Origin of the sequence: Arthrobacter sp. ISL-48 (assembly GCF_018613805.1) — a bacterium.
Classification (GTDB): domain Bacteria; phylum Actinomycetota; class Actinomycetes; order Actinomycetales; family Micrococcaceae; genus Arthrobacter.
Genome location: NZ_JAGGPL010000022.1, coordinates 38,420 through 50,538, shown reverse-complemented (window position 1 = coordinate 50,538; position 12,119 = coordinate 38,420). Strand labels below are relative to the sequence as shown.

Genomic DNA, 12,119 nt, shown 5'->3' with positions numbered 1-12,119 from the left:
GCCGTCGTCTGTGGTCTGATGGGAACTATGGAGTCCACAGCACGTGATTCGTCCGCACAAGCGTCGCCCGGCCCGGCCCAATCCCTCATTAACTGGGACCTCGCCGCCTCCACCGCAGCGCGCCTGGCGTCCGCGGGCCCTCTGCTGGATTCGGCCGAAATCGGTGATGCCGTCGACAGCCTGCGCCGCCTCGCCGACGCCTCGGTACCGCATGTTCACGAAATCACCGGCCTGGAAGCCGCCCGGGACCTCCGCGACTCGTCGGTCCTGGTGGTGGACCGTGCCAACTGGGCCAAGGCCAACACCCAAAGCTTCGCGGTGATGCTCAAACCAGCTATGGAGAAGATGCTCGAAAGCCGCCGCGGCAGCATGAGCCCCGCGGCAGCCAGCGTCAGCGGCGCCATCACAGGCAGCCAACTGGGCGCCGTTCTGGCCTTCCTGTCCAGCAAGGTACTCGGCCAGTACGATCCATTCGCCGCCCTGGCAGAGGGTTCCACGGCACCGTCCGGTGGGCGGCTGCTGCTGGTGGTCCCTAACATCGTTTCGGTGGAGCGCCAGCTTAACGTCGTCCCCGAGGACTTCCGGCTCTGGGTCTGCCTGCACGAGCAAACCCACCGGGTGCAGTTCGCGGCGGCTCCCTGGCTCCGCCACCACATGCTGGCCGAGATCGACAACCTCAGCGGGCACTTGCTGGGGAACGTGGACTCGCTCATGGAACGCGCCTCCGCCGCGGCCCGCTCGCTCAAGGACCGCAGCGCCGGCGGCGACGCCCCAGGCCGCGGCGCCATCCTGGATCTCCTGCAGAATCCGGAAGAGAAGGCGTCCCTGTCCCATCTGACGGCGGTCATGAGCCTCCTGGAAGGCCACGCAAACGTGGTCATGGACGCCGTGGACGCAAGCATTATTCCGACCGTAAAGACCATCCGGCAGCGCTTCAACGACCGCGGCAAGGACCGTGGCGTGATCGAGAAATTTATCCGCAACCTGCTGGGCCTGGATGCGAAGATGCGCCAGTACTCCGACGGCGCCAGGTTTGTCCGCGCGGTAGTGGATGTAGCCGGGATGGACGGGTTCAACAGGGTTTGGGAGTCAGCCGACAACCTGCCCACCGAACCGGAAATCCACGACGCCAAGCTATGGCTTGACCGGATGGGCCTGTAATTGCCCGGACTTCCAAGCGGACGACGCCGGCCCGGCAGGTTGGCGCCCGTCGTTGGCAAGGCGCGGAAACTGGTTGAGGACGCCTTGGCCCAGGCGGGATACCCGGAACATGTGCTCGTGGCCTGCAGCGGCGGTCCGGACTCCCTGGCGCTCGCGTCGGTGGCCGCCTACTTTGGCCGCCGCGGTCATGTTGGCGGGCACCCCGTGACCGTAGGGGCGGTGGTGGTGGACCATCAGCTTCAGCACAGCTCGGCCGACGTCGCTGCCCGTACTGCCCGTGTCCTGGCGGAATTGGGACTTTCGCCAGTGGAAATCCGGACGGTGGATGTCGACGGGACTGGGATGGGCCCTGAGGCCGCTGCACGGGACGCGCGCCATACCGCGCTGGAAGCAGCGGCCGCCGAACAAGGAGCCGCCGCAATCCTGCTGGGCCACACCCTGGATGACCAGGCCGAACAGGTCCTGCTGGGCCTGGCGCGGGGCTCGGGCACACGGTCCCTGGCGGGAATGAGGCCCGCCCGCGGGATCCTCCTCCGGCCCTTCCTGGGATTGCGCCGCGCAGACACCCTGGAGATCTGCGAGGTTGAGGAACTGGACCCCTGGCACGACCCCAGCAATGCCGACCCAGCGTATGCCCGTTCCCGGACGCGGGTCGAAGTACTGCCCTTGCTCGAGGAAAAGCTGGGTCCCGGCGTCGCTGAGTCACTGGCGCGGACAGCTTCCATCCTGCAGTTGGATGCCGACTACCTCGAGGACGTGGCGGACAGCACCTTTGCTGCCCTGGCGGAGCGTTCAGGTGCGGGCGTGAGCCTCCCGGAGCAAGCGCTGGGGGAACTGGCGCCGGCCATCAGGTTCCGGGTGATTGCCAAGGCGGCGTCCGACGTCGGGGGCCAACAGCCCAGCTACCAGCGCCTCATGGCGGCGGAAGCGCTGCTGCGGCGGCGAGGTTCCGCCGGTCCGGTGGAGCTCCCCGGCGGGGTGAGCGTGTACCGGCTGTCGCTGGCGGAGCTGGACGCTGCTGGCCGCCTCGACGCCCCGGGACCTCTGCCCGACGGCGGTGCTTCCGTTCCCCGCGAAGGCGCCCGCTGTGGGAAGCTAGTATTCCGGCCTCAAAAACCGCCCCAAAAATAGTCGCACCCCGCATCTACACAGGAGCCATTGGTGGATTCAAACGACGTCCAGGCAGACCTCAAGCACGTTCTCTACACCAAGGATCAGATCCAGCAGCGGATCAGCGAACTCGCTGCCCAGATCGACAAAGACTACGAAGGCCGCGAACTCCTCATCGTCGGTGTGCTCAAGGGCGCAGTCATGGTCATGGCCGACCTCGCCCGCGCGCTGCACAGCCATGTTTCCATGGACTGGATGGCGGTTTCCTCCTACGGCTCCGGCACCCAGTCGTCGGGGGTGGTGCGCATCCTCAAGGACCTGGACACGGACCTGATGGGCAAGGACGTCCTGATTGTCGAGGACATCATCGACTCCGGCCTCACCCTGTCCTGGCTGAAGACCAACCTGGAATCCCGCGGCACCGCCTCGGTGGAGATCTGCACCGCCTTCCGCAAGCCCACGGCCGCCAAGGTCCAGATCGACGTCAAGTACGTCGGCTACGACATCCCGAACGAGTTCGTGGTGGGATACGGCCTGGACTACGCCGAGAAGTACCGCAACCTGGACTTCGTGGGCACGCTGGCCCCGCACGTCTACGAGTAGCCCTGCGCTTCCTGGGCTCCGGGCCTTGGCCCTCCTCCGCTACGCCCAGAGGGAACTTTTCGGCGCCACCGTGCGTGATTTACTCCGAACGGTGTAAAGCTAGAAGCTGACGCAGCACCACACGCGCGCCGACCTATTCGCCGTGCAGGACTACCAGGAGGGACGGGGCCAGCCCCCGAACAGATGAAAGCTAAGAGTTTCTTCAAGGGCCCGGGTATCTGGATCGTTGTCGTGATCGGCATGCTCCTCGTGGCTTTTGCAACGCTGGCTCCCGGCGGCGCAGCACGGATCGACACGGACAAGGGCCTGGGCCTCCTTGCCGACGGCAAGGTAGAGCAGGCCAGGATCTTCGACGGCGAAAACCGCGTGGATCTGACGCTCAAGGACGACCTCCAGATCAACGGTCAGGACAAGGGCAAGAGCGTCCAGTTCTTCTTCGTGGACGCCCGCGCCGTGGACGTGGTCAAGGCCGTCACAGACGCCAAGCCTGCCAGCGGCTACACCGACCAACCCATTGAAAGTAACTGGTTCTCCGGCCTGCTTTCCCTCCTGATCCCCGTCATCCTGCTGGGCGCGCTGTTCTGGTTCCTGATGACCCGGATGCAGGGCGGTGGCTCCAAGATCATGCAGTTCGGCAAGTCCAAGGCCAAGATGGTCAACAAGGACATGCCCCAGGTGACGTTCGTCGATGTTGCGGGTGCGGACGAAGCGGTTGAGGAGCTCCAGGAAATCAAGGAGTTCCTGCAGGAACCGGCAAAATTCCAGGCAGTTGGCGCCAAGATCCCCAAGGGTGTGCTGCTCTACGGCCCTCCCGGAACCGGTAAGACCCTCCTGGCCCGGGCCGTCGCAGGCGAGGCTGGCGTACCGTTCTTCTCCATCTCAGGCTCGGACTTTGTGGAGATGTTCGTCGGCGTGGGTGCCTCCCGAGTCCGCGACCTCTTCGAGCAGGCCAAGGCCAACTCGCCCGCCATTATCTTTGTGGACGAGATCGACGCCGTGGGCCGTCACCGTGGCGCCGGCATCGGCGGCGGCAACGACGAACGCGAACAGACCCTTAACCAGCTCCTGGTTGAAATGGACGGCTTCGACGTCAAGACCAACGTCATCCTCATCGCCGCCACAAACCGGCCCGACGTCCTGGACCCGGCACTGCTGCGTCCCGGCCGTTTCGACCGCCAGATCTCGGTGGAAGCCCCGGACCTGATCGGCCGCGACCAGATCCTTCAGGTACATGCCAAGGGCAAGCCGATGGCCTCGGGCGTCGACCTGAAGGCCGTGGCAAAGAAGACGCCCGGCTACACAGGCGCCGATCTCGCCAACGTGCTGAACGAAGCAGCACTGCTTACCGCGCGCTCCAACGCCAATCTCATTGATGACCGCGCCCTGGACGAAGCCATCGACCGCGTCATGGCCGGACCTCAGAAGCGTAGCCGCGTCATGAAGGAGCACGAGCGCAAGATCACCGCGTACCACGAGGGCGGGCACGCACTGGTGGCTGCCGCGCTGCGGAACTCTTCCCCGGTCACCAAGATCACCATCCTTCCCCGCGGGCGTGCGCTGGGCTACACCATGGTGGTTCCGGACAATGACAAGTACTCCGTGACCCGCAACGAGCTGCTGGACCAAATGGCCTACGCCATGGGTGGCCGGGTGGCGGAAGAGATCGTGTTTCACGATCCCTCAACGGGCGCGTCCAATGACATTGAAAAGGCCACCGCCACGGCCCGCAAGATGGTCACCGAATACGGCATGAGTGAGCGTGTGGGTGCTGTCCGGCTCGGCCAGGGCGGCGGAGAGCCGTTCCTTGGCCGCGACGCCGGCCACGAGCGCAACTACTCGGACCAGATCGCGTATGTGGTGGACGAGGAAGTACGCCGCCTGATCGACCAGGCCCACGACGAGGCCTACGCCATCCTCACCGAGAACCGCGACGTCCTGGACATGCTGGCTTTGGAGCTCCTGGAGCGCGAAACCCTTAACCAGGCTGAGATCGCGTCCATTTTCTCCGACATCCGCAAGCGTGACTTCAGGGAAGTCTGGCTTTCGAAGGAAACCAGGCCGGTCCAAAAGGCCGGCCCGGTGGAGTCACGCCAGGAAAGGGCAGAACGGGAAGCCCAACAGGAAGCTAAGGAAGCGCGCCTGGAGGAGCCGTTGGACGCCCAGCCGCCGCACCCGCAGGGGGTGCCGGAGGATGCGCCGTTCCAGGGCGGCATTCCCGACTCGGGACCAGACGTACTCCGCGGCTAAGCTTTCTTCTGTGAATCACTTCGATGACGACGCGCCCTCCTCCGCCGGACTCCCGCCGGAGGACGCCTCCCACCCCAAAAAGCACCACAAGGTGGACCGGCCCCGGATCGAGGCGGCCGTACGGGAAATCCTGATCGCCATCGGCGAAGACCCGGACCGCGGAGGCCTCCAGGACACCCCTAAACGGGTGGCCAAGGCCTATTCGGAGGTTTTCGCCGGGCTTCACCACGATCCGGCGGAGATCCTCTCCACCAAGTTCGACCTGGACCATGAGGAACTGGTCCTGGTCAAGGACATTCCGTTCTATTCCACCTGCGAGCACCATCTGGTTCCGTTCCACGGGGTTGCGCACGTGGGCTACATCCCGTCCCACGACGGGAAAGTTACCGGGCTCAGCAAGCTGGCACGCCTGGTGGACATCTACGCGTTGCGCCCCCAGGTGCAGGAACGGCTCACCACGCAGATCGTCGAGGCATTGGTCAGTCACCTCAAACCCCGCGGCGCAATTGTCGTCGTCGAATGCGAACACATGTGCATGTCCATGCGCGGTGTCCGCAAGCCCGGAGCGAAAACCGTCACCAGTGCGGTACGCGGGCAGCTTCATGACCCGGCCACCCGCGCCGAAGCCATGAGCCTCATACTCGGAAGGTAATTATCAGACCATGGACTCACTAGCTGCAGCCCCGGGAACCGGGCCCGCAACGTCCCCGCTGCCTATCCTGCGCAAACCGCGCCCGGCCGCAAAGTTCGAAGACCTGCCCACCGATCGCACCCTGGTGATGGGCATCCTCAACGTCACCCCGGATTCCTTCAGCGACGGCGGCAAGCACCCTACTGCGGACACGGCCATCGCGGCCGGCCTGCGGATGTTCTATGCAGGAGCGGACATCATCGATGTGGGGGGCGAATCGACCCGTCCCGGCGCGGACGATGTCAGCCCGGAGGAGGAGCAGCGCCGGGTAGTCCCGGTCATCGGGGCGTTGGTCAAGGCGGGCGCACTGGTCAGCATCGACACGACTCACACCTCCACGGCAGCGGCCGCGCTGGAAGCCGGCGCAGCCATCATCAACGACATCTCGGGCCTCAGCATGGAGCCGGAGATGGCCGAGCTCGTTGCCACCTCCGGCGTACCGTACGTCCTTACGCACCGGCGGGGGGATGCCCGCACTATGAATTCGCTCGCTGAATACAAGGATGTCGCCGCAGAGGTGGTGGCCGAACTGGCCGGCGTCCGGGACAAGCTCTACGCGGCCGGCGTCAGCCACGACCAGATCATCGTGGACCCCGGGCTGGGCTTCGCCAAGAACGACGTCCAGAACTGGGAACTTTTGCAGCGTTTGGACCAGCTGGACAGCCTGGGGCACAAGGTCCTGGTGGGCGCCTCACGCAAACGTTTCCTGGGCACGCTGCTCACGGTGGCCGGCAAGTCCGCCGCCCCCGAGGAGCGCGACGCCGCCACTTCAGCCATCACTGCCATCAGCGCCTTCCGGGGTGCCTGGGCCGTCCGGGTCCATGACGTCGGCCCCAGCCTTGACGCCGTCAAGGTCGCCTCACGCATCGCTGCCGTACGCACTACCCACTAGGGCCGGGGGGACCCATGGACAGGATCACGCTGAGCGGCGTCACAGCCATCGGCTATCACGGCGTGTTCGACTTTGAGCGCCGCGAAGGCCAGCCATTTGTTGTGGATGCCGTGCTGCATTTGGATTTCGCCAGGGCGGCGGAGTCCGACGACGTCCGGGACACGGCGCACTACGGCCAGGTGGCGGAGCGCATTAAGGACTGGATTACGGGTGAACCGCTTAACCTGATCGAGGCGCTGGCCGTTCGAATCGCCGATGACCTGCTCAGCAAGTTTGGGATCCAGGCGGTGGACGTCACAGTACATAAGCCCAAAGCACCCATCGAGGTGCCGTTCGGCGACGTAGCCGTCAGCGTGCATCGGGCCCGCAAGGTCGGGCAGAGACCATGACCACCGGCTACACCAAGGCCGTGCTTGCCCTCGGCAGCAATCTGGGCGAACGCAACGACACCCTGTCCGAGGCCGTTGCGGACCTCGTCGATCCGCCGGAGGTCCGCCTGCTGGCTGTTTCCCCAGTAGTGCAGACCAAGGCTGTAGGCGGTCCGGCCGGCCAGCCGGACTTCCTGAACATGGTCATCACGGTGGAAACAACCCTGTCTCCGCTGAAGATGCTTGAGCACTGCCAGACCGTGGAGAACAAGCACCACCGCGTCCGTGAGGTCCGCTGGGGGCCGCGGACCCTTGATGTCGACATCATTGTGTATGGGGAACTCGTTAGTGATGATCCGGTGCTGACGTTGCCCCATCCCCGTGCCGCCACCCGTGCTTTTGTGCTGTATCCGTGGTCCTTGATCGAGCCCGGCGCCACTCTGAACGGGGAACGAATCAGCGTGCTGGCCACCCGCGCCGCCGATTTCGGTGACCTTGCGCCTTTCGATGGATTTGGCGACTTTGACGGGGTCCCAACGGCCGGGGCGGTTGAGCAGCCATGAAGCCGATCAATCCGGTGCGGCTCCTGTTCATTGGCCTCATCCTGGCCGTGGCGGGCTGGGCTGCCACCGTCATCACCAACCGCTTCAGCATGGCCACGCCCGTCCTGCCCGCCACGGCCCTGGCCACCATGGCCGTCATCGTGGTCATCACGCTGGTCCTTGGCATCAGGGTCTTTAGGTGGCGCAACAGCATCAAAGACAGCACCAAAAAGAAAACCGTGCTGGATCCCCTCCTGGCGGCACGTACCCTCGTGCTGGCCCAGGCCTGTGCCTACGCCGGAACGGTGCTGCTGGGTTGGCACACGGGCATCTTCCTTGACCAGCTGCGGGTCTGGAGCCTGCGCAGCGACCAGGGCATCACATGGCTGGCACTTGCGATGGCGGGTGGGGGCCTGGCCATGATCGTGGTTGGCCTGCTGGTGGAGCGCTTCTGCAAGATTCCGCCCGAGGACGGCGACACCCCACCCGGCGAGGGCCAGCCCGGCCGCGGTGCCCGTGGCGAAGCCGCAGGGGAAGGCGAATATGCGTACCGAGGCGATTGATCCCCCGGGCATCATGTGGCAGCGGGTCTCGCCCAAGTACGTCACTGTGCGCGTCGTGCAGTGGGCCATCGGTAACCTGGTCGCGGTGCTCGTCCTCAGCCTGCCGCTCCTCCTGGTGCTCACTGGCTGGTGGAGGTGGCTGCCGCTGTGGCTGGCCATCACGGTCCCGGCAGCGATTCTAGCCCTGGCGATCTGGCGGCTGCTGCTGATCCCGCGGCAGGTGCGTGCCATCGGCTATGCCGAGCGCGACGACGACCTCCTGATCCGCACCGGCATCTTCTTCCAGCGCACCGTGGCTGTTCCCTACGGCCGCATGCAGTATGTGGACATCGCGGTGGGCCCGGTGGAACGCGGACTGGGGCTCTGCACCCTTAAGCTGCACACCGCATCGCCCGGCACGAATGCGCTGATCCCCGGCCTGCCCGCCGCCGAGGGGGCGCGCTTGCGTGAACAGCTCTCCGCCCGCGGCGAAGCCAGGCTGGCAGGACTGTGACAGCTGAGGGCATTCCTGTTGAACCGGCAAAGCAACCGGCACAGCAGCCCGCGCAACCGATTTCACCCCTGGGCACGCATGAAGCACCCGACGGCGAGTGGCTGCGCGTGCATCCCGCGTCGCCCTTTATCCGCGGGTGGGTGGTTCTGGCCGCCATAGGCTTTTTCTTCGGCCGGGACCTCTTCGAACGGATGCTCCAGGGCAGGCCCGTCCTGGAAGACGGCTTCACCGGCCGCGTGCCCTGGCTGGTTGCTGGCGGCGGGACCGTGCTGCTGATCGCGGTGCTCGGTTTCATCCTGACCTGGTATTTCACCAAGTACCAGGTGTCCGAGGGCTACGTTCGGGTCAACACGGGCTTCGTGTTCCGGCAGCAGCGGCAGGCGCGCCTGGACAGGGTCCAGGCCATAGACATCGTCCAGCCTCTGCTGGCCAGGATCTTTGGCCTGGCCGAGCTCAAGTTCGAGGTGGCGGACGCGGGTGAATCTGCTGTCCGTCTTGCCTACCTGCGGACGGACGTTGCCCGGCAGCTCCGGGCAACCATCCTGGCCAGGGCCAGCGGGGTGGTGCAGGCCGCAGGCCGCCCTCAGGAGGCTGTACCCGAGGCGCCGGAATACCCGGTGCTTTCGGTGCCGCCGTCGCGCCTCATCGGTTCGTTGCTGCTCAGCGAGCAGAGCTTCTTCGTCGTGCTGGGCGGTGTGGCGTCGGTAGTCCTGTCCGCGGTGACAGAAAACCGCAGCTTCTATTTCTACCTGATTCCGGCAGTGCTGGGCCTGGGAGCGAGCTACTGGGGGTCCTTCAATAAGGGCTACAACTTCACGGCAGCCATTTCGCCGGACGGTATCCGGCTGCGCTATGGACTCCTGGACACCCAGGCGCAAACGCTGCCGCCCGGCCGCATCCAGGCGCTGAAAGTAGTGCAGCCGCCGCTGTGGCGGATGTTTGGCTGGTACCGGATCCAGGTGAACGTGGCCGGCTACGGCGCTGGGGGAAACAACGGCGAGGCCGCGTCGCGGACCACACTGCTGCCCGTGGGCAAACTGGTGGACGTGATGAGCATGCTCTCACTGGTGCTGCCGGATCCCGGAACCCCGGAGCCCGGCAGGATTTTTGCGGCCGGGCTCAACGGCCTGGATTCCGACGGCGGCTTTGTCACCACGCCCCGCCGTGGCAGGCTGTTGGCCCCGTTGGGGTGGCGCAGTAACGGCTTCGCAGCCACGGACACGGCGCTGCTGCTCCGCTCGGGCCGCTGGTGGCGTCAATTGGTGATGGTGCCGCACCAGCGCACGCAGTCCATCGCCATGCACCAGGGTCCGCTGGCGCGGCGCTTCCGGCTGGTGGATCTCGTGCTCCACACCACGGCCGGTCCGGTCCAGCCTCGGCTGATCCAGGCGGGGCTGGATGAAGCCAGGGCTTTGTTCGACGAACAGTCAGCGCGCGCCCGCCTGGCCCGAAAGCGGCAGACCAGCGAACAGTGGCTGGCGCAGCTGGATCCCCACCAGGTAGAGCGTCTCAAGGAGACGATCCCCTCCATTACTCCAGTTCAGGAAGGCCAGCAGGATGGCTAAGCCAGGACGCCTCGGCGTCGGAATCATTGGCGCCGGCAAAGTGGGTGCCGTCCTGGGTGCGGCACTGCGCGCGGCCGAGCACGCCGTCGTCGGGGTTTCCGCCGTCTCCGACGCCAGCCGGGAGCGGGCGGAAGCCCTGCTTCCCGGAGTGCCGGTCCTCGACGTCCAGGACATTGTGGAGCGCTCGGAACTGGTGCTCCTCGCGGTTCCGGACGATGCCCTGGCCGGGCTGGTGAAAGGCCTCGCCAAACTTGGGGCCTGGCAGCCGGGACAGCTGGTCGCCCATACCTCCGGCCGGTTCGGCGTTGGCGTCCTGCACCCCATCCGGGCAGCCGGATCGGTCCCGCTGGCCATGCATCCCGCCATGACCTTCACGGGCATGAGCCTGGACCTCACCAGGCTGCTGGACTGCACCTTCGGCGTTACCGCTGATGCCGCCATGCTGCCGATTGCCCAGGCTCTGGTGGTGGAGATGGGTGCCGAGCCCGTCGCTATCGCCGAGGGTGACCGCACGCTCTACCACGCGGCCCTGGCCCACGGCTCCAACCACCTGGTCACCCTCGTGGCCCAGGCGTCCCAGCTGCTGCGGGACGTGGGCGTGGAATCGCCCGAACGGATGCTCGGACCACTGCTTCGCGCCACGCTGGAGAACGCCCTTGCTTCCGGCGAGACGGCGCTGACCGGGCCGGTGGCCCGCGGGGACGTGGGGACGGTGGCGGCCCACGCCGAAGCATTGCGTGAGTACGACGCCGGTTCGGCGGGCGATGTGCTGGAGGCCTATCTCGCCATGGCCCGGGCCACGGCGCGGCGGGCAGAAAGCCGCGGGCTCTTGAAAGCGGGCCAGCTCGAGGCACTCCGTGCGGCGCTGGAACCGGGTGGGAACCATGGCGGGGAACTTGACGGCGGCGAACACGATGGCGGGCCGCGGGCCCCGGAAGGACAGTGACATGCCCATCAAACTGGTCACGACCGCGGCCGAACTGCGGTCCGAGAGCGCGCGGCTGCTGACGCAGAAGCAGGGCGCGTCGCAGGGCCTGGTGCCCACCATGGGTGCACTCCACGAGGGCCACGCGCAGCTGGCGCGCACCGCCGTCGAACAGAACGATGTGGTGGTGGCGTCCATCTTCGTCAATCCGCTTCAGTTCGGTGATGCCGCTGATCTGGACCGTTACCCCCGTAGCCTCGACGCCGACCTGGCGCTGCTCGAGGAGCAGGGCGTGGACTTGGCGTTTGCGCCGTCGGTGGAGGAGGTTTACCCCGGCGGCGAGCCGGTGGTGCGCGTAACGGCGGGATCGCTGGGGGAGAAGTGGGAAGGTGCATCGCGGCCGGGGCATTTCGATGGCGCCCTGACGGTGGTAGCCAAACTGTTGCATTACGGCATCCCGGGGGCGGGGTTGCAGGCTGGCGGTGCGTTTGTTTCCGGCAGCACCGGGGGTCTGCCGGCCTACCGCGCGTACTTTGGCCAGAAGGATGCGCAGCAGTTGACCCTGGTCCGCCGGATGGTGGCGGACCTGAACTTTCCGGTGGAGATCGTCGCGGTGCCAACTGTCCGCTCAAGCGGGGGGCTGGCGTTGTCCAGCCGCAACCGGTTCCTGTCGGAGGAGCAGGCGGAAGCCGCGCTGGTGCTGTCCCGTGCGCTCCGACTTCTTGAGGAGCGTGCCAACGGCCACGAGCCGCTGGACCTCGAGTCGGCCGAGGACCTGGTGGCCTCACAGCCCCTGGTTGAAGTGGACTACTTCGACGTGGTGGATCCACGCACGCTGGAACCGCTGGCCGAGAACTGCAAGGAGACCCCTTTCCGCGGCGAGGGCCTGGCGATCATTGCCGCCAAGGTAGGGCCCGTCCGGCTGATAGACAACGTGCCACTAAGTTCCTAAGCGGATG

At 66.1% G+C, this 12,119-nt stretch carries 13 protein-coding genes; all 13 read left to right on the top strand.

The window, feature by feature from the left end:
- Window positions 1–27: 27 nt before the first annotated feature.
- On the top strand, window positions 28–1,161 hold the full coding sequence (locus J7E83_RS18245) for a zinc-dependent metalloprotease (RefSeq protein WP_214965042.1): 1,134 nt from the start codon (window positions 28–30) through the stop codon (window positions 1,159–1,161).
- A gap of 69 nt (window positions 1,162–1,230) precedes the next feature.
- Window positions 1,231–2,292 carry a tRNA lysidine(34) synthetase TilS gene (gene tilS, locus J7E83_RS18240; RefSeq protein WP_214965221.1) on the top strand — a complete coding sequence of 354 codons (1,062 nt, stop codon included), beginning with the start codon at window positions 1,231–1,233 and terminating at the stop codon, window positions 2,290–2,292.
- Window positions 2,293–2,322: 30 nt separating this feature from the next.
- Window positions 2,323–2,874 carry a hypoxanthine phosphoribosyltransferase gene (gene hpt, locus J7E83_RS18235; RefSeq protein WP_214965040.1) on the top strand — a complete coding sequence of 184 codons (552 nt, stop codon included), beginning with the start codon at window positions 2,323–2,325 and terminating at the stop codon, window positions 2,872–2,874.
- A gap of 183 nt (window positions 2,875–3,057) precedes the next feature.
- Window positions 3,058–5,121: an ATP-dependent zinc metalloprotease FtsH gene (gene ftsH / locus J7E83_RS18230; protein WP_214965038.1), complete on the top strand. Its 2,064-nt coding sequence runs from the start codon at window positions 3,058–3,060 to the stop codon at window positions 5,119–5,121.
- Between the two features lie 10 nt (window positions 5,122–5,131).
- Window positions 5,132–5,773 carry a GTP cyclohydrolase I FolE gene (folE, locus tag J7E83_RS18225; protein WP_214965036.1) on the top strand — a complete coding sequence of 214 codons (642 nt, stop codon included), beginning with the start codon at window positions 5,132–5,134 and terminating at the stop codon, window positions 5,771–5,773.
- Between the two features lie 10 nt (window positions 5,774–5,783).
- Entirely contained in the window at window positions 5,784–6,704 is a 921-nt protein-coding gene (gene folP / locus J7E83_RS18220; RefSeq protein WP_214965034.1) for a dihydropteroate synthase, read from the top strand.
- A 14-nt stretch (window positions 6,705–6,718) separates the two neighbouring features.
- Window positions 6,719–7,093, top strand: a complete 375-nt coding sequence (gene folB, locus J7E83_RS18215; RefSeq protein WP_214965032.1) for a dihydroneopterin aldolase — start codon at window positions 6,719–6,721, stop codon at window positions 7,091–7,093.
- Entirely contained in the window at window positions 7,090–7,635 is a 546-nt protein-coding gene (gene folK, locus J7E83_RS18210) for a 2-amino-4-hydroxy-6-hydroxymethyldihydropteridine diphosphokinase (RefSeq protein ID WP_214965030.1), read from the top strand. The genes folB and folK overlap by 4 nt, the downstream gene beginning before the upstream one ends.
- Window positions 7,632–8,177 carry a DUF3180 domain-containing protein gene (locus J7E83_RS18205; protein ID WP_214965028.1) on the top strand — a complete coding sequence of 182 codons (546 nt, stop codon included), beginning with the start codon at window positions 7,632–7,634 and terminating at the stop codon, window positions 8,175–8,177. Before folK ends, J7E83_RS18205 begins: the two co-directional genes overlap by 4 nt.
- Window positions 8,158–8,670 carry a PH domain-containing protein gene (locus J7E83_RS18200; RefSeq protein WP_214965026.1) on the top strand — a complete coding sequence of 171 codons (513 nt, stop codon included), beginning with the start codon at window positions 8,158–8,160 and terminating at the stop codon, window positions 8,668–8,670. Before J7E83_RS18205 ends, J7E83_RS18200 begins: the two co-directional genes overlap by 20 nt.
- Window positions 8,671–8,729: 59 nt before the next feature.
- Window positions 8,730–10,235 carry a PH domain-containing protein gene (locus J7E83_RS18195; protein WP_311379801.1) on the top strand — a complete coding sequence of 502 codons (1,506 nt, stop codon included), beginning with the start codon at window positions 8,730–8,732 and terminating at the stop codon, window positions 10,233–10,235.
- A complete protein-coding gene (locus J7E83_RS18190; protein WP_214965012.1) occupies window positions 10,228–11,181 on the top strand; it encodes a Rossmann-like and DUF2520 domain-containing protein in 954 nt (317 codons plus the stop codon). The genes J7E83_RS18195 and J7E83_RS18190 overlap by 8 nt, the downstream gene beginning before the upstream one ends.
- A 1-nt stretch (window position 11,182) precedes the next feature.
- Window positions 11,183–12,112 (top strand): pantoate--beta-alanine ligase, encoded by a 930-nt coding sequence (locus tag J7E83_RS18185; protein WP_214965010.1) that lies wholly within the window; start codon window positions 11,183–11,185, stop codon window positions 12,110–12,112.
- Window positions 12,113–12,119 lie beyond the last annotated feature (7 nt).